This is a genomic window from Mesorhizobium sp. 113-3-9, from assembly GCF_016756515.1.
In the GTDB taxonomy this organism is placed as follows: domain Bacteria; phylum Pseudomonadota; class Alphaproteobacteria; order Rhizobiales; family Rhizobiaceae; genus Mesorhizobium.
Window position 1 is genome coordinate 379,184 of record NZ_AP023246.1, and the last position, 23,152, is coordinate 402,335.

Sequence of the window (23,152 nt, forward strand, 5' to 3'; positions counted from 1 at the left end):
CTCTTGAGCCGATGTTCGCCTCTTACAGCTTGCCGTTGCGCTGCTGGACCATCATGAAGGTGTCGTAATTGTACTCGGCCACCTGCGCCCAGAGATAGTGCTCCTTGCGGAAGCCCTTGATCGATTCCCAGATCTTCTTGAACGGCGCGTTCGAGGCCTCCATCTCGGCATAGACTTCGTTGGCCTTTTCGAAGCAGGCGGCCATGATCTCCTGGCTGAATGGACGCAGTTTCGCGCCGCCGGCCACCAACCGCTTCACCGCCGCGGGGTTCACATAGTCGTATTTCTGCAGCATGTCGGCATCCGTGGCTTGCGCGGCGGTGTGCAACAGCGATTTGTAAGCCGGCGAAAGCTCTTCGTATTTCGCCTTGTTGAACATCAGGTGGACGGTCGGACCACCTTCCCACCAGCCGGGATAGTAGTAGTAGGGCGCGACCTTGTAGAAGCCGAGCTTCTCGTCGTCATAGGGGCCGACCCATTCGGCGGCGTCGATGGTGCCCTTTTCCAGCGCCGGGTAGATGTCGCCGCCGGCGATCTGCTGCGGCACGACGCCGAGCTTCTGCACCACCTTGCCGGCAAAGCCGCCAATGCGCATCTTGAGGCCGGAGAGATCGGCGACCGTGTTGATCTCCTTGCGGAACCAGCCGCCCATCTGCACTCCGGTGTTTCCGCCCGGCAGCCCGAAAAGACCTTGCGTGGCGAGAAACTCATTGAACAGGTCAATGCCGCCGCCATGGTAGTGCCAGGCGTTCATGCCGCGCGCGTTGAGCGAAAAGGGAACCGCCGCACCGAGCGCCCAAGTCGGGTCCTTGCCCCAGTAATAATATGCCACCGTGTGGCAGGCCTCGACCGTGCCGGCCGTGGTGGCGTCGGCGGCCTGCAGGCCGGGCACGAGCTCGCCGGCGGCAAAGACCTGGATCTGGAAATTGCCGTCAGTGGCTTCCGACAGCATCTTGGAGAACACCTCGGCGCCGCCATAGATGGTGTCGAGCGATTTCGGGAAGGACGACGCAAGCCGCCATGTCACCTTGGGATTGGACTGGGCGATTGCCGGAGCGGCCAGCGTTGCCGCCGCCGCCGCAGCGCCGACACCGGTCACGCCGGCCTTGCGAATGAACGAACGACGATCCATGCAGTTCCTCCCTTTTGGATCAACAGACCAACATTCGGGAAATCCTCGGCTTCCCGTATCGGTTGGCCGAAACAATACACGGGCAAGAAGCCTAGTCCAGCACGGCGGCCTGATTTGGTAACCAAGCCTTGCCGCCCTGCAACTATAGTCTAACGAGGAATTTGGTGGCCCATGCGACACGCTGAAACTTGCCATGGAAAAACCACAGCGGATCGCCTATTTTGAAGGCAGGACATACCTTGCCAGATGGAAACCAGAGCCAAAATGCAGCAGCCGCTCGTCGCCATATCGACCGACGTCCGTCAGTTCGACAACTACACCTGGCATGCCGCCCCTCAGCAATATCTGGAAGCCGCCATCACCGGTGCGGGCGTGTTCCCGCTGCTGGTGCCGTCGTTCGGCGACAGGCTCGACTTGGACGAACTTTTGTCCTCGGTCGACGGTGTCATGGTCACCGGCTCGAAATCCAACGTGCACCCCTCGCTCTACGGCGGCGATGCCAGCGAAGCCAACGGCCCTTATGATCCGGCGCGCGACGCCACCACGCTGCCGCTGATCCGCCGGGCGATCGAGCGCGGCGTGCCGCTGCTCGCGATTTGCCGTGGCATTCAGGAGCTGAACGTCGCGCTTGGCGGTACGCTGGGCACCGAGATCCAGGAGCGCGAGGGTTCGCTCGACCACCGCGCGCCGGTGAGCGACAAACAGGATGAGCGCTTCGCCATCCACCAGACCATCTCGATCAAGCCAGGCAGCTGCCTGGCTGGCGTGTTCGGTGCCGGCGACATCAAGGTCAACTCGCTGCACCGGCAAGCGATCGACCGGTTGGGATCGAAGCTTGAGATAGAGGCTGTCGCCGCCGACGGCACGGTCGAGGCGGTTTCGGTCAAGGGCGCCCGTGCCTTCGCCGTCGGCGTCCAGTGGCACCCCGAATATTGGGTCAAATCGGACAGCAACTCGGCCAAGATCTTCCGCGCCTTCGGCGATGCGGTGCGCCTGCATGCCGCCGCGAAGGCTGGCGCACGGGCCGCGGCGGAATAATCAGTCGTCGGCCTTCCGGTCGCCCGCCAGCGACAACAAGGGCGTGGCCGGTGCGTAGGATTCGTAACCATCCCCGTCGGCAACGCTGAAAGCGACAATCGGATCGATGCCGTTGGCGCTAAAGGCGACCGTGCCGTCGTTCTGGTCGCGCCAGAATTTTGCCCGCTCGATGCCCGGCAAGAGCCGGCGGCAATTTGGTGCCACCGTCAACAGCGACAGCCCATCCGAAATCGTGGCTCCGCGCGTCACCGCGCAGGCTCCCTCGTCGCCATTGGCGACCAGTTTGTAGCTGTTGGATGGCACGGTTTCGTCGGCAACGCTTTCACCGCCGCCGCCTTGAAACATTTGAACGCCGCCAAACAGCGCGGTGGCAGCGATCAGGACGGAAAGCGCTTTCATCATTGTTCATCCATTCTTGCGGACAGGATGAATAATGATTTCAAAGGGTTAAGCTGGCGTTAATAAGTGTGGCAAACTGCCACTCAGCCGCGATCCTTGACATGCGCCGTCTCCGGCACCGGTGTCAGCGGCCGGCGTTCGGTGAACCAGGACACCAGATTGTCGACGCACAGATCGGCCATGGCGCGGCGCGTGTGCTCCGAGGCCGAGCCGACATGCGGCAAAAGAGAGGTGTTGGGGGCGTCGAGCAGCGCCTTGGGCACGTTCGGCTCGTCGGCGAAGACATCGAGCCCGGCTGCAGCGATGGTGCCGTCGGCAAGGGCTGCCGCCAGTGCTGCCTCATCGACCGTGCTGCCGCGGCCGATGTTGACGAAGACCCCGTTGGCGCCGAGCGCCGACAGGATCTCGGCATTGATCGCCTTTTGCGTCGAAGCACCGCCGGGCGCCACCGAAATCAGCGTGTCGACCGCTTCGGCAAGGCCTTTCAGCGTCGGATGGTACTGGTAGGCAAGACCTTCGATACGGCGCCGGTTGTGGTAGGCGACCGGCAGTCCGAACGCCTCCAGCCGCCGGGCTATGGCCTGTCCGATACGGCCCATGCCGAAAATGCCGACCCGGCGCGCGCGCAAGGTCAGCCGGCTCAGCGGATAGTTGCCCTTGCGCACCCAGCTGCCATCGCGCAGCCAGTTTTCCGCGCGCGGCAGGTCGCGGATCGTGTTGATCAGCAGCCCGATCGCGGTGTCGGCGACCTCCTCGGTCAGGACGTCGGGCGTGTTGGTGACCATGATGTTCTTCGCCGCCGCATGGCCGACATCGACCGAGTCATAGCCGACGCCGAAGGAAGCGATGAGCTCGAGATTGGGCAGCGCATCCATCATCGCCGCGCTGATGCCGGCAAAGGAGGCAATGCCACGCACCGTGCGGCGCATCTCCTCGGTGACCAGCGCCGGATCGGCGCGCTCGATCCTCAGCTGTTTGAAGGTACGGCCGATGCGCCCGACGGCATGGTCGCTGAAGCCCGCCGGCACCAGAATGGCAACGGCTTCCAGCTGTTCGGCCTTGGTCATGCGCGCTCCACCGGTCTGCCGGTCGACTGGCGCACATGCAGTTCCGGCTTGATCAATTCCTGCGAGGGCCGCACTGTCTGCCCGTTGAGCTTGTCGAGCAGCGCGCTGGCGGCGCGTCGGCCGACCTCGCGCTGTCCGTTCCAGACGGTGGTCAGCGCCGGCGTGGCGATCGCCGCCTCCTCCAGATCGTCATAGCCGGTGACGGAGATGTCGATGCCCGGCACCAGGCCGGCTCGCGCAATGCCGTTCATCAGGCCGATGGCGACGAGATCGTTCCAGCAGCAGGCGGCGGTCGGCCTGTCCTTCAGCGCCAGGAACTGTCCGGCCGCCTCGAAACCGGCCTGCTTGGTGCGCGGGCCGGCGATGCGCCAGGACGGCCTGACCTCGAGCCCGGCCGCCTCCATGGCATTGACATAGCCCTGGTAGCGGTCGCGGCCGGTCGAGGTCTGATCGGTGCCGCCGATCATGGCGATGCGCTTGTGGCCGAGCGAGATCAGATGGTTGGTGGCAAGCCCGGTGCCATAGGCGTCGTCGCCGCGAAAGACCGGCACGTCGGCACCCTCGACGGTGCGCGCGATCAGCACCGCCGGCAGGCCGTTCTCCTCGGCCATCAGGATGTCGGAAGCAGGCGTGCCGATGGCCGGCGACATGATGACGCCGTCGGCGCCAAGCTGCAGCAGCGTATCGATGAAGGTGCGCTGCTTCTCGAGCTGGTCATAGTGATTGGACAGGATGAAGGTCTGCCGGCTGCGATCGAGTTCGCTTTCGATCGAACGCAATATCTCGGCGAAGAACGGGTTCATGATGTCGTGCACGACGACACCGACAATGCCCGAGCGCGAGGTGCGCAGGCTGGCGGCGCGGCGGTTGTAGATATAGCCGATGGCGCGCGCATGTTCCTTGATGCGGTCGCGCGTGGAGCCGGCAACCAGCGGGCTGTCGCGCAGCGCCAGGGACACGGTGGCCGTGGACACGCCGAGTGCATCGGCGATCGTCGAAAGCTTGATTTTTTGTGCCAGCGCCTTGCGCTCCCCGAACGACCTGAATTGCGACCTAAACTGTTTAAAGGCGGCGTTATGCCACCGATCGGGAGCAAATCAAAGTTTTTTTGCCAGCGCTTCCGCCTCGACATCGGAGGCCGCGCGGCTCCGCAGCCGGAGCCGGTGCTCGCGATGGACGATGTAGAGGCCGCTGGCAACGATGATGGCCGCGCCGACCAGTGTCCATCGGTCGGGAAACTGCTTGAAGACGATCCAGCCGGAAATGATCATCCACACCATCTGCGAGTAGGGATAGGGGGCGAGCGCCGTGGTCGTCGCCAGCCGATAGGCCTGCACCAGCAGCCAATGCCCGACACCGCCGAACACGCCAAGCATGAGCAGGACGAACCAATGCCAGCCATCATGCGGCAGCGAGAATGAGAATGGCAGCATGGGCAAAAGCAGCACCGCCGGCGCCAGCGCCGAGAACAGGATCAGGCTTTCCGACGTCTCGGTGGCCGACATGCGGCGCGTCATGATGACATAGAAGCTGTTCGACAGCATCGAGCCGAGCGCGAAGAGATGCCCGATACCGAAAACGCCGACACCCGGCCTTGTGATGATCAGAACTCCGGCGAAGGCGGCGAGGATGGCCAGCCAGCGCCGCCAGCCCGCCCATTCGCCAAGCAGCGGGCCGGCAAGTGCGGTGATCACCATCGGCCCGAAGAAATAGATCGACGTCGTCTCGGCCAGTTGCAGGGAGCGGAGCGCCAGGATGTTGCACATGGTCGAGCCGAACAGGAACACACCGCGCAGCACATGCGCCGGCAGGTTGACCGGGCGAAACCGCATGGGTTGCCGCCAGCCGCGCAGCAATGCGCCGACCAGCACGACATGCACGGCAAAGCGAACCCAGGCGACAATCAGCGCGGAAACGCCGGCCAGGACGAGATATTTGCTTGAGGTGTCGAGGAAAGTGAAGAAGACATAGGTGGCAAGCATGCACAGGATCGCCACCGGCGGTGTCGCGCTTTCGACATATCTCTGGGAAGCACTCACTTGCAGGCCGGGGAAAAGCTGGGCTGGAACCCACCTTTGCGGGAATTGTGGCTTGCCGGCAAGCCAATTGTCGCCCGCTGCTGCGCCAAAGCCGGCTGGCACAACAACAGAAGCCGGCAGGCTTAGGCAAGGCTTCCCCTGCTATGCGTGCATGCGGGCGCCTTTGGTGATCTTGTCGACGAGCTTCTTGTCGGCGCGCAGCGCGACGCCGACCACCTTGGCGTCCTCGGGCGCGAACTCGGCGAAGACGGCGCGGTTGGCGGCATCAAAGCCGGTCGAGAACATCTCCTCGACATAGAGCGAAGTCGTCACGCCGCGCTCCAGCGCGCGCCGTTGGATCGCGCTTATCGTCGCCTGGTCGGCCGACAGCACGATGACCGGTTGGATCGACAGCGGGTTGTAGAGATTGCCGGCGCGGTCGCGATAGGGCTCGCCGATGATGTCGGGACACTGCGCGACAATGCCGCTGGTCAGGAAGGCGGTGACATTGAGTTTCTGCCAGACGGGCAGGTCTTCCCGCAGGACGATTGCAAATTTCGTATCGAACATGAGAAAATAGACCATTCGAGGTTGGGCCCCGACTGCGAGGCTGAAGGAGACGATGGCGTTGGAACTAGACCGCCAGGCCTTCGAGGGTCTTGGACGTTTGTGCGCCGATGCGGCTGAGAACTGCATCATTTCCGCTCCCGACCCCGCGGGGATGGAGCGGATCGAGGCGCGGTTCCACGGCAGTGCCTTCGATCTGCATCGCCATGACACCTACGCGATCGGGGTGACGCTGCAGGGCGTGCAGACATTTCGCTATCGCAGTGCTGCGCGGATAAGCCTGCCCGGCCAGATCATCGTGCTGCATCCCGACGAACTGCATGATGGCGGCGCCGGCACCGAGGACGGGTTGCGCTACAGGATGCTCTATCTCGAACCGTCGCTGATGCTGGACTGCCTTGGCGGCGCGTCCCTGCCCTTCGTCGGCGATGCCGTGGTGAGCGACGACACCTTCTGCGCAACGCTGCTCTCGGCACTGGGGCCGCTGCAACAGGAACTCGACGAGTTGTTTGTCGACGACTTCCTGACGCAATTGATGCAGAGCCTGGCGCGGCATGCCGGCCAGCCGGCGAAGCCGATGGCCAGAACGGCCTGGCGGGCCGCCGCCCTGGCGCGGGACTATCTCACGGAGAACGTTACACGCCCGGTGCGTTCCGGCGAACTGGAAGCCATCACCGGACTCGACCGCTACGCCTTGTCGCGGCATTTCCGCGCCGCTTTCTCGACCAGCCCGCATCGTTTCCTGGTGATGCGCCGGCTTCAACACGCGCGGCGGATGATCACTGCCGGCGAACCCCTGGCGCAGATCGCCGTCGAGGCCGGCTTCACCGACCAGAGCCACTTCAACAGGCAATTCAAGAAGGCGTTCGGCATGACGCCGGACGCTGGTCCTCGCTGATCCGGGATTCTATCCCGGCGGCAGCCTGACCGCTGCGATCAGTCGTCCGACTCGGCGTCGTCGTCGATCAGCACCAATTCCTCGTTGGAGAGGTTGGCCTCGATGCGGGCAAGCAGCTTGAACAGCGCCTTCTGATCCTTCTTGTCGAGGCCCTTCAGCGCCTGCTTTTCGGTCTTCTTCACCGACTTCTCGATGGCGCGGATGGTTTCCCGGCCGGTGTCGGTGAGAAAGATGTGCGCCTGGCGGGCATCGGCTTCCGATGCGCGCTTTTCCAGAAAACCCTGCGCCTGCAGCCGGTTGATGGTCTTGGTAATGGTCGGCGGGCGCACGCCAAGGCGACCGGCAAGATTACCCGGCGTCTGGCCGTCCTCGCGGTCGAGCGCCAGCATGATCTGGTCCTGGCCGGCATAGAAGCCGTGCGCCAGAAGCCGGGCCGCCAACGCGGTTCTTGCCAGCCTGGCCGCCGAATGCAGCCGGCTCATTGTTGCAGTCTTGTCCGCCTTGGCCATGGTCATCCCTCTTCGGCCGTGCCGGTGCGTGGAGCATAGACGCAGCCGGCCGGTTGGCAATCGACGATAGAAAAGATTCCGGCGCTCCAAACAGCTTTGCCGGCAAGCATTGCGGTGTCCGCCGTGGTGATGCCAGATGTTTATTTCAGTTAGATGACAAACGAGTTTCTGAAATACCGGATTCACGGCGACCGCGTCCCAGGCGCGACGTGACATTGACAGCCCCTGCCAAGACGCCTCCCTTGTCGTTCCCGCCTTTCAGCATCGCCGAGGCGCGGATCTTTCCCCCGACAGTAACCACAGGGATAGTCATGGCCGGCCGCTTTGGCCCATTGGTTTACCCCGTGCAAAAGCCCGAAACACACCCTATATGGGACCAACAATCCCTTTTTCACGGCCTGGATTTTCAAGGCCCGGTCATTCGAGGCAAGCCATGAGCGACGCACAGACGCAGATCCCCGTAACCGTTCTCACCGGCTATCTCGGCGCCGGCAAGACGACGCTGCTCAACCGCATCCTGTCGGAGAACCATGGCAGGCGCTACGCCGTCATCGTCAATGAATTCGGCGAAATCGGCATCGACAACGACCTGATCGTGGAATCCGACGAGGAAATCTACGAGATGAACAATGGCTGCGTCTGCTGCACGGTGCGTGGCGACCTGATCCGCGTCGTTGAGGGCCTGATGCGCCGCCCCGGCCGCTTCGACGCCATCGTGGTCGAGACCACCGGTCTCGCCGATCCGGTGCCGGTGGCACAGACCTTCTTCATGGACGACGACGTGCGCTCCAAGACCAAGCTCGACGCCGTGGTGGCGCTGGTCGACGCCAAGCATCTGCCGCTCAGGCTCAAGGATTCCAAGGAGGCCGAGGACCAGATCGCCTTTGCTGACGTCGTCGTGCTCAACAAGACCGACCTTGTCACTCCGGAAGAACTCGCCAAGGTCGAGGCGACGATCCGTGCCATCAACCCGGCGGCCAGGATCCACCGCACCACGCGCGCCGGCGTCGCCCTGTCGGAAGTGCTCGACCGTGGCGCCTTCGACCTGTCCCGGGCACTGGAAAACGATCCGCATTTCCTCGAGGCGCATGACGACCACCATCATCATGACCACGATCACGATCATCATGACCATGATCATGACGGGCATGACCACCATGACCACGCGCACGCTTCCGACATCCATGACGTGACGGTGCAGTCCGTGTCGTTGCGCGGCGGCGAGATGGACCCGAAGAAGTTCTTTCCGTGGATCGAGAAGATCACCCAGATGGAAGGTCCGAACATCCTGCGGCTGAAAGGTATCATCGCGCTCAAGGGCGATGACGAGCGCTATGTCATCCAGGGCGTGCACATGATCATCGAAGGCGACCACCAGCGCGCCTGGAAGGATGGCGAGAAGCATGAGAGCCGGCTGGTGTTCATCGGCCGCGAACTGGATGCCGAGCGGCTGAAGAAGAGTTTTGATGCCTGCCAGGCGGCTTGATTTCCAAGCCTTATAACGCTAGCGCTGCCTTTTTTCCTTCTCCCCTTGTGGGGGAAGGTTGGCGCCACACCTGGCCGCGCTGGCGACTTCCAGGGATGGCGACAAATCTCATTGGAACGGTTCTGATGCCCACAGTCGCCCCCCTCGATCTCGAAGGCCATTGCCTAGCCGCCGTCTTCCTTGGCGACGTGCCGCATTTCGCGCTGGCCGATGGTGCCATCCATCGGCTCGACAACGGCCACAAGACGACGCAGGCCAATGACGGGTTGCTCGCCACCTTCCACGATGCGGCGAACGATCGGCTGATCACCGGCGGCGAGGACGGCAAGGTGTTTGCCGTTGCTGCGGGCGGCAATGTCGGGGAATTGGCCAGCGCCGGAAAAAAGTGGATCACCAGCGTCGCCGCCGGGCCGCAGGGCGCCATCGCCTACGCCACGGGCAAGACCGCCTTCGTGCGCTTCGCCGATGGCAAGACCAGGGAATTCGCCCATCCGCGTTCGGTCGAGGGGCTGGCGTTTTCGCCCAAGGGCATGCGCTTCGGCGTTGCCCGCTACAATGGCGCGACGCTGCATTTTCCGGCCGCCGAGGGCAAGCCGGTGGAACTCGAATGGGCCGGCGCCCACACAGGCATCACCTTCTCGCCCGATGGCGCCTTCCTCGTCACAACGATGCAGGAGAACGCACTGCATGGCTGGAAGCTGGCCGACGGCAAGCACATGCGCATGAGCGGCTATCCCGGCAAGGTCAAAAGCCTGTCATGGAGCGTCAAAGGCAAATGGCTGGCGAGTTCCGGAGCCCCGGCGGCGATCGTCTGGCCGTTTTCCGGCAAGGACGGGCCGATGGGCAAGGCGCCGCTGGAACTCGGTACGCGCGGCAATACGATGGTGACCTGCGTCGCCTGCCATCCAAGCCAGGATGTCGTGGCGATCGGTTATGACGACGGCATGGTGATCGCCGCCCGTTTCGCCGATGCCAAGGAAGTGTTGTTGCGCCGGCAGGGCAAGGGCGCCATCACATCGATGATGTGGGACAAGGAAGAACGCCGCATCGCCTTCGGCAGTGCCGCCGGCGACTGCGGGGTTATCGACATCACGGCCTGACCTCACCGCGCCCGCGCGGCCAGCCGAAGAGGCTTGCGGCGCAGCGACAGCCCATCGCGCATGTTGAGCGACAGCAGTGCGATGTTCGTCGCGCCGGCTACCAGTTCGATCGTCTGGACGATCACGAAAAGGCTGTCGAAGCGACCGGCCGCGGCAAAGCCGCTGAGCAGGAAGGCCGAGGGCACGAGCACCAGCAATCCATTGGCGGCGATGATGCGCATGCGCCGCGCTTTGCGTGCCACGACCGGGCTCTTCCAGCCTTTGCCGAGTGAGAAGCCCGACGCGCCGGCGATGATCATCGCCGGTATGAGCACAGCCATGCCGGCCAGCACGTAGTTCTTGACCGCTGTAATCGCGGCCGTGTCGCCGAGCAGTTCAACAGTGGCCGTCGACAGCCAGAAAGCAGAAACCGTGATGAGGGCGACGGCGCCCGCCGCTGCATGAATTTTGGTTTTCATCTTCATCTCCATAGCAAGCTATATATCATTGCATAGCATGCTATTCAACAATTATCTGGTGGGCATGGCATTTCAGAAGGAACGATCCGCCGGATTCCTGGCCAACCACATGGCGCGGTTGTTTGCCAACGGGCTGCAGCAGCGCATCCGGCCGCTTGGCCTGGCGCCCGCCCAGTTCATGACGCTGCTGGCGCTGTGGGATGAAGATGGCCTCACCCAACGCGAGCTCGTGCGGCGTCTCAACGTGGAACAGGCGACAATGGCCAACACGCTGATCCGCATGGAACGTGACGGGCTGATCGAACGACGCTTGCACCCCGAAGACGGGCGCTCGCAGTCGATCCATCTCACCGCGAAGGCGGTTGGCCTGCGCGAGCCGGCGACACAGGCCGCGCGTTTACAGAACGAGGTCGCCCTGACCGGCTTCAGCGAAGACGAGCGGCTGGTGTTTCTCGACCTGATGCGACGCGCCATCGCCTCGATGCAGGCAGGCTGACACGACCGATCGGCGAGTCTACTCGGCTCCGCACGACACCTTGCCCGTCAATTCAGCCGGCTTGCCATCCTTGTCCTTGTCGGCGGTGCTGTCATAGACGGCAAGCGTGTACCGGCCGTCATAGACGCCTTCGTCGCTCGCCTTGGTCAGGATCGTCAGTTCGACTGAATCGAAGGTGTCCGCCACCTCGTGCTCGTGGTAGATGTTCAGCCGCAGTTCCTTGTCGTCCAGCCAGTACTGGGTCAGGTTGGAATCCTCGAACGCCGTCTTGCGCAATCCATCGCCAGCCGGCCTCGCCTTGATTTCGAGATCGCCGCGAAAGTTGAAGGTCGGGCCGCCCATGCCCCTGGTGACGCCGGCGCCGACGTCGAATGTCACCGCCGTATCGTCGACGTTGCACCAGATGCCGCCAGAGGCGAAGGCCGGGGCGGCCGACGCCAGAAGCATTGCCACACAGATGATTGTTCGCATCCTTGGTCCCCCACACCAATTCCCGCTCATATTGGCGCTGACTTCGACAGCACGGTCAAGCGGCGCTGCCAGACGCTGAGCCAATGCAGAACAGACGCGCGGCCAATTGCGGTTGCGGACATGGATTGGCTAAGAGGGACCAGCCAGAGGGGTTTCCATGCACAGCAGCGACAGTTCAACGACGTCCATCGGCGGCATCAGCCGTGACCGCATCGCACAATTGCGCGAGACCGAGGGGGCGGCCTTCCGCGCGGCGCGGCCGAAATCGCAAGCCAAGGTCGGTAACGGCCTGCCGGGCTTCTTCGGCGGCGTGCCGATGCACTGGATGAATGACTGGCCGACACCGTTTCCGATCCTGGTCGACAGCGCCAGGGGCGCCACGATCACCGACATAGACGGCAACAGGCTGGACGATTTCTGCCTTGGCGATACCGGTTCGATGTTCGGCCATTCGCCGCCGCCGGTGGCGCGCGCCATCCGCCGCCAGGCCGGGCGCGGCCTGACCTACATGCTGCCTTCGGAAGACGCGCTTGCCATCGGGCCGCTGCTGCAGCAGCGATTCGGCCTGCCGTTCTGGCAGATCGCGACCACCGCGACCGACGCCAACCGCTTCGCGCTGCGCGTCGCCCGCGCCGTCACCGGGCGCGAGAAAATCCTGGTCTTCAACGGCTGCTATCACGGCTCGGTCGACGAGACGATGGTGCGGCTGGTCGACGGCAAGCCGGTCAACCGGCCGGGGCTGGCGGGCGAGTTCCGCGACCTGACGCGCACGGCCAAGGTGATCGAGTTCAACGACGTCGCCGCGCTCGAGGCCGCGCTGAAGGACCGGGACGTCGCCTGCGTCATCGCCGAGCCGGTGCTGACCAATTCCTGCATGGTGCTGGCCGATCCGGGCTTCCATGACGCGCTGCGCAAGCTGACACGCGAAACCGGGACGCTGCTTTTGATCGATGAGACGCACACCATCTCGACCGGCCCCGGCGGCTACACCAGGAAATACGGGCTCGACCCCGACTTCTTCGTACTGGGCAAGCCGATCGCCGGCGGCGTGCCGGCAAGTGTGTGGGGCATGAGCGAGGAGGTAGCTTCCCGCTACGCCGACTACAACCGGACGAAAGAGCCCGGCTATTCCGGCATGGGCACGACGCTGTCGGCCAACCCGCTGCAATTCGCCACCATGCGCGCCACGCTCGAGGAGGTGATGACGCCGGAGAACTATGACCGCATGGATCATCTCGCCCGGCGTCTGGATGCCGGGCTGACCGGGGTGATCGACCGCTACCGCCTGCCCTGGCATGTCGCCCGTGTCGGCGCCCGCGTCGAGTTCATCTGCGCACCCGGCCCGTTGCGCAACGGTGCGGAGGCGGAAGGCGCGCACGCGCCGGAACTGGAAGCCGCCATCCATGTCGCGCTGGTCAATCGCGGCGTGCTGATCGCGCCCTTCCACAACATGATGCTGATCTCGCCGGCGACCACAGGCAGCCAGGTGAACCGGCTGATCACCGCCTTCGGCGCGGTTGCGGCAAAGCTTGCGGCATGAGACAAGCGGCCATGGACAATGCCATCGTGACCTCGCCTTCGGGCTCCTCGCCCACCGAGGCGCAAGCCTTTCTCGACGCCCATCCCGAGATCGAGGCCTTCGATATCGTGCTGACCGACGCCAATGGCGTCGGCCGCGGCAAGATCGTGCGCCGGCATGAACTTAAAAGCATTTTCGAGGGCGGCCGGCACATGCCGATCTCGATCCTCGGCCTCGACATCACCGGCGAGGATGTACACGAGACCGGGCTGATCTGGACCACAGGCGACGGCGACCTCCGGGCCTGGCCGATTCCCGGCACGCTGGTGCCGCTTTATGGAACCAGCCCGCCGCGCGGCCAGGTGCTGATGGCGATGTACCATCTCGATGGCCAACCCATGTCTTCGGATCCGCGGCTGGCGCTGGCACGGCAGGTCGATATCCTCGCGGCCAAGGGCCTTTATCCGGCCGGTGCCTTCGAACTGGAATTTTTTCTCCTGGCCAACGAGCGCGATGCCGACGGCAAGGTGCAGCCGGCGCGTGCCGTGCTCGACGGCCGCGTGTCCGGCAAGACGGAAGTCTATTCGGTCGACCATCTGCACGGCATGGAGCCGCTGTTCTCGGACATCTACGCCGCGGCCAAGGCGCAGGGCATTCCGGCCGAGACGGTTATTTCCGAATATGCGCCGGGCCAATACGAGTTGACGCTGAACTACCGCAAGGATGTGATGCGGGCGGCCGACGATCTGGTCATGCTGAAGCGACTGGTGCGGGCGCAGGCGCGCCGCCATGGTGTCACCGCCTGTTTCATGGCCAAGCCGATCGAGAAATATGCCGGCTCGGGCATGCATTTCCATGTCTCGCTGCAGGACAAGGCCGGCCGAAACGTGTTCGCCGAGGCCGGCGGCGAGAGCTGGTCGCTGCCCCTGCTGCAGGGGCTCGGCGGCCTGATCCAGACGATGGCCGAATCGATGCTGGTGTTTGCGCCGCACGCCAATTCCTGGCGGCGCTTCGTTTCGCAGTCCTATGCGCCGGTGGCGCCGACCTGGGGCGTCAACAACCGCTCGGTGGCGCTACGCGTGCCGGCTGGCGACGCCAGGAACCGGCGCATCGAGCACCGGCCGTCCGGCGTCGACGCCAATCCTTACCTGATCGCCGCAACCGTGCTCGCCGGCATCATCAAAGGCCTCGATGAAGGGCTCGATCCCGGCCCCGAAACGACTGGAAACGGCTATGAAGCGGCCGTCACGCGTACGACGATGCCGGCAGATTGGCGCGCGGCAATCGAAGCGGCCAAGGCCTCCAGCTTCCTGAAAGGCGCGCTCGGCGAGGACCTGCATCGCACCTTCGTGGCAATCAAGCAATCCGAATATCTGCGCGTGGCGCGCACGGTCAGCGAACTGGATTATCATCTCTACCTGCACGAGGTCTGATGGCTGAGTGACCCGGCGGCGATCACTTTTTCGCCGCCTGCATCAAATGAGGTAGCATACTGCCTCTCTAGAACATATCATGAACATATGAGCGCACTCACTGTTCGTGAAAAACTTGCGATCCTGTCCGACGCCGCCAAATATGACGCTTCCTGCGCCTCTTCCGGCTCGGCGAAAAAGGATTCGCTGACATCCGGCGGCATCGGCTCCACGGAGGGGATGGGTATCTGCCATTCCTACGCGCCGGACGGGCGCTGCATTTCGCTCTTGAAAATCCTGCTCACCAATTTCTGCATCTACGATTGCAGCTATTGCATCAACCGTTCGTCCTCGAATGTGCGGCGCGCCCGCTTCAGCATCGACGAAGTGGTGAAGCTCACCATGGATTTCTACCGGCGCAACTATATCGAGGGCCTGTTCCTGTCGTCAGGCGTCATCCGCTCGCCTGATGAAACCATGGGCGAGATGGTCGAGGTGGCGCGGCGGCTGCGGCTGGAAGAGAAATTTTCAGGATATATCCATCTGAAAACCATTCCGGAGAGCTCGGCGGAACTGGTCGAGAAGGCCGGCCTCTATGCCGACCGGCTGTCGATCAATGTGGAGCTGCCGACGGACGAGGGCGTCAAGAGACTGGCACCGGAAAAGAAGCCGGAAACGATCCGCCTTTCCATGGCGAAGTTGCGCCAGAAGATGGAGGAGAAAGCCGAGCCGACACTTCGGACCAAAAAGCGCGAACGCTTTGCTCCCGGTGGCCAGTCGACGCAGATGATCGTCGGCGCCGACAAGACATCCGACGACGGCATATTGCATACCAGCGCCCGGCTCTATGGCAGCTATCATCTGCGGCGCATCTATTATTCGGCCTTCAGTCCGATCCCGGATTCATCGTCGTCCCTGCCCTTGCAGAAGCCCCCATTGATGCGTGAGCATCGGCTTTACCAGGCCGACTGGCTGATGCGGTTCTACGGCTTCTCACAGCCGGAAATCCTGGCCGGCAGCAGCGACGGCATGCTCGATCTCACCATCGATCCAAAGCTCGCCTGGGCACTGCGCAACCGGGGGCGGTTCCCAGTCGACATCAACCGTGCCGACCGCGAAGCGCTGCTGCGAGTTCCCGGTCTCGGCACCAAGGTGGTGGCGAGAATCCTGGAAACCCGCCGCCACCGGCGCATGCGGCTCGAAGATGTCGGGCGGATTTGCCAGTCGATCGCCAAGCTCAGGCCGTTCATCATCGCCGAGGGTTGGTCACCGGGAGCACTCACCGACAAGCTGGGCCTGCGCGGCAAGATCGTGCAACCTTGCGAACAACTGGCGCTGTTTTGACCATGCGGCCGGCCGAGCTCAACCTGGCACGGTATAGTATACGGCTCGACGGCGAGACTGATTTTGCCGGCTGGCGCGACGCGGCACGGCGGCTGGCGTTGAACGAGGTCCGGCCCGAAGACATCAGCTGGCATGTCGTATCCAACTCGGACCAGGGCCAGACGGGCTTGCCAGCCATTCCTGCCGGTGTGCAGCTGGTCGTATCACGTGACTTCATCGCGCGTGCCGAAACCGCCTTCTGCCATTCCGACCCCGGCCGGTTCGCCTTTCTTTACCGGATGCTTTGGCGGTTGCGCATGGAGCCGAAGCTGCTGGCGATCGCATCGGATCCCGATACCAGGCGGCTTGAATCCATGGAAAAGGCGGTGCGGCGCGACAGCCACAAGATGCATGCCTTCGTTCGCTTCCGGAAGATCGGTGACGGCGACGAGGAGCGCTATGTCGCCTGGTTCGAGCCCGATCATTTCATTGTCGAACGCAACGCGGATTTCTTCGTCAGGCGCTTCACCGGCATGCGCTGGACGATCCTGACGCCGCACGCCTCGGCCGACTGGGACGGCGAAAGGCTGGCCATCGGACCGGGCGCCGCCAAGGCCGATGCCCCAGCACAAGACGACACCGAAGCGCTGTGGCGCACCTATTTCGAGAACATCTTCAATCCGGCACGGCTGAAGGTGAAAGCCATGCAGAAGGAGATGCCGAAGAAATATTGGCGGAACCTTCCCGAGGCTTCGCTCATTCCAGACCTGATCGCAGGAGCGGACAAGGCCGCCAAGGAGATGATTGCCAGAATGCCGACGAGGCCAGCGCCGCATCACGCCAAGGTGCAGGCAAAGCATTGGCCGAAGCATGAACCAACGCAGGCGCAGGACGATGACGACGCCAGTAGCATTTCAGAGTTGCGCGAGGCCGCGAAAAGCTGCCGCCGCTGCCCGCTCTGGCGCGACGCGACGCAGACCGTGTTCGGTGAAGGGCCTGACAACGCCAGCGTCATCTTCGTCGGCGAACAGCCCGGGGACCAGGAGGACCTCGCCGGCAAACCTTTCGTCGGCCCGGCCGGCAAGGTGTTCGATTCGATACTGGACGATGCGGGCGTCGATCGCCAGAAAGTCTACGTCACCAACGCGGTGAAACATTTCAAATTCGAACCGCGCGGCAAGCGGCGCATCCATTCCAAGCCGAATGCAGGTGAGGTGCAGGCTTGCCGCTGGTGGATCGACAGGGAATTCGCGCTGATCAAGCCGGAGCTTGCCGTGGCGCTCGGCGCAACGGCCGCACTGTCATTGCTCGGCAAGGCAATCCCGGTGACGAAGATGCGCGGCCAGGTCATCGAACGCGAAGACGGCTTGCGCGTGTTCATCACCATCCACCCGTCCTTCATCCTGCGCATCCATGAGCCGGCGGAGAAGGAGGCGGAGCGCGCGCGGTTCCTGCGGGATATGAGAGAGGTGAAACGGCTGATGAGGTCGTGAGATGAGCGAAGGCCTCCGCGACTTCGTCATACACGGGCGGAGCTGAGAGGCTTCAGCAAATCACCAACGGTTGTCGTGACCGAACGCTTAGGCGCTTCGGCTGCCGCAGGTGAACTAACGGATCAGAATTGCCCTGAGATCATTGACATTCGTGCCGGTCGGCCCAGGCACAAACAGATCGCCAACCGCATTGAAGGCCGTCCAGGCATTGTTGCCCGCCAGCATCGCTTTGGCATCCACACCCGCCGCGCGCATGCGCGAAACCGTCGAACCATCGGCGAAGGCGCCGGCATTGTTTTCCGAGCCATCGATGCCGTCCGTATCGGCGGCCAGCGCATGGATATTTTCGGCACCGTTGATGCCGACAGCGAAGGCGAGCAGGAATTCGGAATTGCGGCCGCCCTTTCCCTTGGCGCGCAGTGTCACCGTGGTTTCGCCGCCGGACAGGATCAGCACCGGCTTCTGGAAAGGCCGGTCGCGCGTCGCGACTTCGCGCGCGATCGCGGCATGAACTCCACCGACCTCACGCGCTTCGCCCTCGATGGCATCGGAGAGGATGACGGCCTCGATACCTTGCCGCCTGGCTTCTGCTGCGGCCGCATCGAGCGACACGCCGGCCGAGGCGATCAGATGCACCTCATTGCGCGAAAAGCGCTGATCGCCGGGATCGGGTGCATCGGCCGCCGGCGAATTGATATGCGCCATCACCGAGGCCGGCAGGTTCATGCCATAGGCCGATATCGACGCCAGCGCGTCTTGACGGCTGCCGGTATCCGGCACGGTCGGGCCGGAGGCGACAAGGGCCGGATTGTCACCGGGAATGTCGGAGACAACCAGCGACACCACCTTGGCCGGCCATGCAGCGGCGGCCAAGCGGCCGCCCTTGATGGTCGAAAGATGCTTGCGGATGGTGTTCATCGCCGCGATCGGCGCTCCGGAGGCGAGCAGGGCCTCGTTGACGGCGATCTCGTCGGCCAGCGTCAGGCCGGCGGCCGGCGACGGCAGCAGCGCCGAGCCGCCACCGGAAATCAGCGCCACGACCAGATCGTCCTCAGTGAGACCCTGGACCTTGGCGAGCAGGCGCCGCGAGGCCTCGAGGCCGGCGGCGTCCGGCACCGGATGCGCCGCCTCGATGATCTCGATGCGCTCGCATTTGGCGCCATAGCCGTAGCGGGTAACGACCAGCCCTTCGATCGGCCCATCCCAGATTTTCTCAAAGGCCGCCGCCATCTGCGCCGAGCCTTTGCCCGCGCCGATGACGATGGTGCGGCCCTTAGGCTTCGCCGGCAGATGGTCCCGGATGGTCCGCTCCGGATCGGCGGCGGCCACCGCGGCTTCGAAGATGGAAGTGAGAAAGGCCTTGGGATCGAGCACAGTCATTCGGATTCCGAAGGTAATGCCAGCCCACGACTGTCGATACCGAGATGGTCGCACAGCGCATCGACCACAACGCCGTGATCCTCCCGCTCCGGCAGACCGGACACAGCAATCACGCCAATGACGCCGGCGCCCTTGACGGTGACCGGAAAGCCGCCGCCGGCGAGCACATAGTCCGAGATGTCGAGGCCTTCGCCGACCTTGAAGGTGCGGTCCGGGCGCTGCTGTTCCAGCACCATGCGATAGGTGCTTCTGAGGAAACGCCTGACGACATTGATCTTGCGCCGCGCCCAGTCGGGATTGGAAGCGTTCGAACCCGGCATGGCAGCGTAGAAGAGCGGCCGGTCCCACAGCCTGATGTCGATGATGATGGGCAGGTTTTCGGCCAAGGCGCGCTCGCGGATGGCTGAGCCGATCTTGAAGGCGACGGCCTCGTCGAAGGCGGGAAAGACAAGGGTTTCTTCCTGTCTCCTGATCAGTGCGATGTCGTCAGCAACGGCCATGTCGTTCCCCTGTCAACTTCGCCGCACGCTTTGACCTATGGCTGCCGCCGGGTCAAGCAAGGAACGCACCTGACATTCTAACTCGCCATGTCGCCCTTGGCAGCCCGCCCCGCGACATAGACCTCGTGCACGGCGCGGTCGTCGCCCAGCGTCTGCAGCAGAAACAGTTCCTGCGCCAGCGTCTGCGCCGTTTCCATCCTGAGCCGCATCGCCGCCGTCGCCCTGGCATCGAGCACGACGATGTCGGCATCGGTGCCTTTGTCCAGCGTGCCGACCCTATCGGCCACCGACAGCGCCTCGGCATTGCCGCGCGTGATCTGCCAGAAGGACTGGAACGGGTTGAGCTTCTCGCCGTTCAGGGCGATCACCTTGTAGCCTTCGTCCATGGTGCGCAGCATGGAATAGTTGGTGCCGCCGCCGACATCGGTCGCGGCGGCGATCCTGAGGGCTTTGTCACGCGTGCGGTAGCGCTGATAATCGAACAGGCCGGAACCGAGGAACAGGTTCGAGGTCGGGCAGAACACCGCCACCGAGCCACTGTCCGAAAGCGCATCCGCCTCACGCTCCGACAGATGGATGCAGTGGCCGAACAGGCTTTTCTTGCCCAGCAGCCCGTAATGCTCGTAGACGTCGGTATAGTCGCGCGACCAGGGGTAGAGTTCCCGGGTGAAGGCGATCTCGGCGTGGTTTTCCGACAGATGCGTCTGCATGTGCAGGTCGGGATGCTCGCGGCAGAGCGCTCCAGCCATCTCCATCTGCTCCGGCGAGGAGGTGATCGCGAAGCGCGGCGTGATGGCATAATGCTGGCGCCCCTTTCCGTGCCATTGCGCGATCAGCGCCTTGGTGTCGTCATAGCCGGATTGCGGCGTGTCGAGCACACCGTCGGGTGCATTGCGGTCCATCATCACCTTGCCGGCGATGTTGAGCATGTTGCGATCATGCGACTCGGCGAAGAAGGCTTCGGCCGACGCCTTGTGCACCGAGCAATAGGCGACCACCGTCGTCGTGCCGTGGCGCACCATCTCGTCGAGGAACAGCCGCGCGACGCGGCGGCCGTGCTGCGCGTTGGCGAATTTCGTCTCTTCCGGGAAAGTATAGGTGTTCAGCCAGTCGAGCAGTTCGGCACCATAGGACGCGATCACCTGCATCTGCGGGAAATGCACATGCGTGTCGATGAAGCCCGGCAGCAAAAGATGCGGCCGGTGATCGATCTTTTTTACACCCTCGCCGGCCTGTTTCTCGACATCCGCATAGGCGCCTGATGCAACGATCCGGCCGTCGTTGATCAGCAGGCCGCCATCTTCCTCGTAACGCCAGGCCGAATGGTCATCGATGGTCTGCGGCCAGCGCACGAAGGACAGCGTGCGGCCGCGCAGAAGTGTCGAGGTCATGCCTATTTCCCCGCGCCTTCGAACCAGGCCACCAGCAACGCCCGTTCCTTGTCTGATATCTGCGAGACATTGGCGGGCGGCATGGCGTGGCTGCGGCCGGCCTGCAGATAGATCTCGCGGGCGTGGTTGGCTATGTTGGCGTCGGTATCCAGCATCACGCCCTTGGGCGCGTGATAGATGCCTTCATAGACCGGTTCCTGAGCATGGCACATCGAGCAGCGGCCGAGCACGGTGTCGCGCACCGCCGGGAAATGCGCCGAGGCGATATAGACTTCCGCCGAAGCCGACGCCTTCGGTTCGCCGGTCAACACCTTCGGCACGGTCGACAGCCAGATGATGATGATGAACAGGACGAGGGCACCCAGCCAAGTCCAGTGCGGATTGCCGGCACGCTTGTGCACGGTGTTGAAATAATGCCGGATAAGCACGCCGATGATGAACACCAGCGAGGCGATGACCCAATTGAACTGCGTGCCGAATGCCAGGGGGTAGTGGTTCGACAGCATTAGGAACAGGACGGGCAGCGTCAGATAATTGTTGTGAAGCGAACGCTGCTTGGCGATCTTGCCGTATTTCGGATCTGGCTTGCGGCCGGCGATGAGGTCCGCAACGACGATCTTCTGGTTGGGAATGATGACCATGAAGACGTTGGCCGACATGATCGTGGCGGTGATGGCGCCAAGATGCAGGAAAGCGGCGCGCCCGGTGAACAGGTGGGTGAGCCCCCAGGCGATGAACACCAGCACGCAGTAGAGCACCAGCATCAGGCCGGTGTCGCTTTTTCCAAGCGGCGAACGGCAGAGCAGATCATAAACCACCCAGCCGACGCCGATCGTGGCCATGGACAAAAGGATGCCGACCGGCACCGACATCGGCAGCACATTGGGGTCGATCAGGAACAGATCGGCACCGGCATAGTAGACCACGCACAGCATGGCGAAACCGGACAGCCAGGTGGCGTAGGACTCCCATTTGAACCAGGTCAGATGCTCGGGCATCTCGGCCGGCGCCACCAGATATTTCTGGATGTGGTAGAAGCCGCCGCCATGCACCTGCCATTCCTCGCCGAAGGCGCCGACAGGCATGCCGGGACGCTGGCGCAGGCCGAGATCGAGCGCGACGAAATAGAAAGACGAGCCGATCCAGGCGATGCCGGTGATGACATGCAGCCACCGCACGGCGAAGCTCAGCCAGTCCCAGAAAATCGCGAAATCCATCATTGAAGTCGTCCCTGCCGATTGGGTGACTTTACGGTGTGGCGCGCAAACGGAAAGAGGCGAGGTGTACGATGACTTTCAAAAAAAAATGGAAAATACTAGGCTGATCGCCGAAAAGCGGCGAAGGTGCTCCGTATGGCCTATCTCGACAACATCGCCGTCTTCGTCCGCGTCGTCGAGCTCGGCAATCTGTCGGCGGCGGGGCGCGACATGCGCATTTCGCCGGCGGTCGCCTCCAACCGTATCAAGGAGTTGGAGAAGCATCTTGGCGTGCGGCTGTTCAACCGCACGACGCGGCAATTGATGCCGACCGAACATGGCACGGTTTTCTACGCCGGCGCCAAGCAGGTGCTGGAGGCCATCACCGAAGCGGAAGCCGCCGTCTCGGCCCTTTCCGGCCAGCCGCGCGGCACCATCCGCGTGACCGCGCCGCTTGGCCTCGGCCGGCGGCTCGTCGCCTCGGGCATTCCCGATTTCCACGATAAGTATCCCGATATCGAAGTGCGGTTGAGGCTCTCCGACCACAATGTCGACATCATGAAGGAAGGCATCGACGTCGCCTTCCGGCTTGGCATCATCGAGGATTCCAGCCTGCGGATGCGCGGCATCATGGAATGCGAGCGCGTGCTGGTGGCGGCACCGAAATATCTGGAAGCGCGCGGCGAGCCCGTGGAGCCGCAGGAGCTGATCGGACGAAAGCACGACTGCCTGATGCTGCGCTATTCCGGCGCGCGCGAATATGTCTGGACGCTGCAGACCCCCACCGGGCCCCAGAAATTCGAAGTGCACGGACCTTACGACACGGATGACGGCGACGTGCTGACCGGCTGGGCGCTGTCGGGACGCGGCATCATCAACAAGCCGCGCTTCGAGGTCGAACCGTTCATCCGCGACCGGCGATTGAAGGTGATCCTGAGCAACACACCACCGACGCCGGTACAGTTTGCCGCGGTCTATCCGCATAAGAAGCTGCAGGACCCGAAAGTGCGGCTGCTGCTGGATTTCATGGCCGAGCGCTGCCAGCGCCTGATCAACGACATTCTTGCTGGTAAGTAGAGGCCGCCTGCCGCGCGGAAGGCACCGGTCGATGTTTGGCGCCTACGTCCTAGATTGGCCGAAGCCTCCCCAACTTCGTCATCCACGGGCGGAGCGACGCGAAGCGGAGCGCAGACCCGAGGATCCATTCCGTGACCTTCGATGGGGGCGCAGCGGCGCAGAATTTTGCACCGTCGCAACACTTCAGAGTCACGGCATGGATTCTAGGGTCTGCGCCGCGTC

The 23,152-nt window shown here is 63.4% G+C and carries 22 protein-coding genes and 1 pseudogene; 10 read left to right on the plus strand and 13 right to left on the minus strand.

What is annotated here, in order from left to right; translation table 11 throughout:
• Window positions 1-22: 22 nt before the first annotated feature.
• A complete protein-coding gene (locus MesoLj_RS01705) occupies window positions 23-1,132 on the minus strand; it encodes a TRAP transporter substrate-binding protein (protein ID WP_140770138.1) in 1,110 nt (369 codons plus the stop codon).
• A 264-nt stretch (window positions 1,133-1,396) separates the two neighbouring features.
• On the opposite strand from MesoLj_RS01705, the gene MesoLj_RS01710 reads away from it, so the two are divergent.
• Window positions 1,397-2,170 carry a gamma-glutamyl-gamma-aminobutyrate hydrolase family protein gene (locus MesoLj_RS01710; protein WP_202324874.1) on the plus strand — a complete coding sequence of 258 codons (774 nt, stop codon included), beginning with the start codon at window positions 1,397-1,399 and terminating at the stop codon, window positions 2,168-2,170.
• Here MesoLj_RS01710 and MesoLj_RS01715 read toward each other — a convergent pair whose 3' ends face one another.
• From MesoLj_RS01715 to MesoLj_RS01735, 5 genes are all read right to left on the minus strand, one after another.
• Window positions 2,171-2,569 carry a hypothetical protein gene (locus tag MesoLj_RS01715; protein WP_244735268.1) on the minus strand — a complete coding sequence of 133 codons (399 nt, stop codon included), beginning with the start codon at window positions 2,567-2,569 and terminating at the stop codon, window positions 2,171-2,173. It lies immediately after the preceding gene.
• An 83-nt stretch (window positions 2,570-2,652) separates the two neighbouring features.
• Window positions 2,653-3,636 (minus strand): 2-hydroxyacid dehydrogenase, encoded by a 984-nt coding sequence (locus tag MesoLj_RS01720; RefSeq protein WP_202324876.1) that lies wholly within the window; start codon window positions 3,634-3,636, stop codon window positions 2,653-2,655.
• Complete coding sequence (locus MesoLj_RS01725; protein WP_140770146.1) at window positions 3,633-4,655, minus strand: LacI family DNA-binding transcriptional regulator; 1,023 nt, start codon at window positions 4,653-4,655, stop codon at window positions 3,633-3,635. The genes MesoLj_RS01720 and MesoLj_RS01725 overlap by 4 nt, the downstream gene beginning before the upstream one ends.
• Window positions 4,656-4,733: 78 nt before the next feature.
• Window positions 4,734-5,675, minus strand: coding sequence for a DMT family transporter (locus MesoLj_RS01730; RefSeq protein ID WP_081295048.1), 942 nt, complete (start codon window positions 5,673-5,675; stop codon window positions 4,734-4,736).
• A gap of 141 nt (window positions 5,676-5,816) precedes the next feature.
• A complete protein-coding gene (locus tag MesoLj_RS01735) occupies window positions 5,817-6,224 on the minus strand; it encodes a DUF2000 family protein (protein ID WP_202327132.1) in 408 nt (135 codons plus the stop codon).
• A gap of 52 nt (window positions 6,225-6,276) precedes the next feature.
• Here MesoLj_RS01735 and MesoLj_RS01740 point away from each other — a divergent pair.
• A pseudogene (locus MesoLj_RS01740) lies at window positions 6,277-7,148 on the plus strand (AraC family transcriptional regulator).
• A 9-nt stretch (window positions 7,149-7,157) separates the two neighbouring features.
• Here MesoLj_RS01740 and MesoLj_RS01745 read toward each other — a convergent pair.
• Complete coding sequence (locus tag MesoLj_RS01745) at window positions 7,158-7,628, minus strand: MarR family winged helix-turn-helix transcriptional regulator (protein WP_056569192.1); 471 nt, start codon at window positions 7,626-7,628, stop codon at window positions 7,158-7,160.
• A 433-nt stretch (window positions 7,629-8,061) separates the two neighbouring features.
• Here MesoLj_RS01745 and MesoLj_RS01750 point away from each other — a divergent pair, with 433 nt between their 5' ends.
• A complete protein-coding gene (locus tag MesoLj_RS01750) occupies window positions 8,062-9,114 on the plus strand; it encodes a CobW family GTP-binding protein (RefSeq protein ID WP_202324878.1) in 1,053 nt (350 codons plus the stop codon).
• A gap of 125 nt (window positions 9,115-9,239) precedes the next feature.
• Window positions 9,240-10,214, plus strand: a complete 975-nt coding sequence (locus MesoLj_RS01755) for a WD40 repeat domain-containing protein (protein WP_140770150.1) — start codon at window positions 9,240-9,242, stop codon at window positions 10,212-10,214.
• Window positions 10,215-10,216: 2 nt separating this feature from the next.
• Here the strand turns inward: MesoLj_RS01755 and MesoLj_RS01760 are convergent, their stop codons facing one another.
• Complete coding sequence (locus MesoLj_RS01760; RefSeq protein ID WP_244735269.1) at window positions 10,217-10,684, minus strand: hypothetical protein; 468 nt, start codon at window positions 10,682-10,684, stop codon at window positions 10,217-10,219.
• Between the two features lie 52 nt (window positions 10,685-10,736).
• Between MesoLj_RS01760 and MesoLj_RS01765 the strand changes: the two genes are divergently transcribed.
• Window positions 10,737-11,168, plus strand: a complete 432-nt coding sequence (locus tag MesoLj_RS01765; protein ID WP_140770154.1) for a MarR family winged helix-turn-helix transcriptional regulator — start codon at window positions 10,737-10,739, stop codon at window positions 11,166-11,168.
• Between the two features lie 18 nt (window positions 11,169-11,186).
• Here MesoLj_RS01765 and MesoLj_RS01770 read toward each other — a convergent pair whose 3' ends face one another.
• The gene (locus MesoLj_RS01770; RefSeq protein ID WP_140770156.1) at window positions 11,187-11,639 is read right to left on the minus strand and encodes a hypothetical protein; all 453 of its coding nucleotides are present in this window, start codon (window positions 11,637-11,639) and stop codon (window positions 11,187-11,189) included.
• Between the two features lie 157 nt (window positions 11,640-11,796).
• On the opposite strand from MesoLj_RS01770, the gene MesoLj_RS01775 reads away from it, so the two are divergent.
• From MesoLj_RS01775 to MesoLj_RS01790, 4 genes are all read left to right on the plus strand, one after another.
• On the plus strand, window positions 11,797-13,179 hold the full coding sequence (locus MesoLj_RS01775; RefSeq protein ID WP_202324879.1) for an aspartate aminotransferase family protein: 1,383 nt from the start codon (window positions 11,797-11,799) through the stop codon (window positions 13,177-13,179).
• Between the two features lie 11 nt (window positions 13,180-13,190).
• The gene (locus MesoLj_RS01780; protein ID WP_202324880.1) at window positions 13,191-14,591 is read left to right on the plus strand and encodes a glutamine synthetase family protein; all 1,401 of its coding nucleotides are present in this window, start codon (window positions 13,191-13,193) and stop codon (window positions 14,589-14,591) included.
• Between the two features lie 87 nt (window positions 14,592-14,678).
• Window positions 14,679-15,914: a putative DNA modification/repair radical SAM protein gene (locus MesoLj_RS01785; protein ID WP_202324881.1), complete on the plus strand. Its 1,236-nt coding sequence runs from the start codon at window positions 14,679-14,681 to the stop codon at window positions 15,912-15,914.
• 2 nt (window positions 15,915-15,916) lie between these two features.
• Complete coding sequence (locus tag MesoLj_RS01790; RefSeq protein WP_202324882.1) at window positions 15,917-17,386, plus strand: UdgX family uracil-DNA binding protein; 1,470 nt, start codon at window positions 15,917-15,919, stop codon at window positions 17,384-17,386.
• Window positions 17,387-17,500: 114 nt separating this feature from the next.
• On the opposite strand, the gene MesoLj_RS01795 is transcribed toward MesoLj_RS01790, so the two are convergent.
• The 4 genes from MesoLj_RS01795 to MesoLj_RS01810 form a co-directional block, all read right to left on the minus strand.
• Window positions 17,501-18,766, minus strand: coding sequence for a glycerate kinase type-2 family protein (locus MesoLj_RS01795; protein ID WP_202324883.1), 1,266 nt, complete (start codon window positions 18,764-18,766; stop codon window positions 17,501-17,503).
• The gene (locus MesoLj_RS01800) at window positions 18,763-19,266 is read right to left on the minus strand and encodes a heme-degrading domain-containing protein (protein WP_202324884.1); all 504 of its coding nucleotides are present in this window, start codon (window positions 19,264-19,266) and stop codon (window positions 18,763-18,765) included. Before MesoLj_RS01800 ends, MesoLj_RS01795 begins: the two co-directional genes overlap by 4 nt.
• A gap of 77 nt (window positions 19,267-19,343) precedes the next feature.
• Entirely contained in the window at window positions 19,344-20,657 is a 1,314-nt protein-coding gene (gene guaD, locus MesoLj_RS01805; protein ID WP_202324885.1) for a guanine deaminase, read from the minus strand.
• 2 nt (window positions 20,658-20,659) lie between these two features.
• Window positions 20,660-21,877, minus strand: coding sequence for a urate hydroxylase PuuD (locus tag MesoLj_RS01810; RefSeq protein ID WP_056569160.1), 1,218 nt, complete (start codon window positions 21,875-21,877; stop codon window positions 20,660-20,662).
• A 132-nt stretch (window positions 21,878-22,009) separates the two neighbouring features.
• Here MesoLj_RS01810 and MesoLj_RS01815 point away from each other — a divergent pair, with 132 nt between their 5' ends.
• Window positions 22,010-22,930 carry a LysR family transcriptional regulator gene (locus MesoLj_RS01815; protein WP_202324886.1) on the plus strand — a complete coding sequence of 307 codons (921 nt, stop codon included), beginning with the start codon at window positions 22,010-22,012 and terminating at the stop codon, window positions 22,928-22,930.
• The last annotated feature ends 222 nt before the right edge of the window (window positions 22,931-23,152 follow it).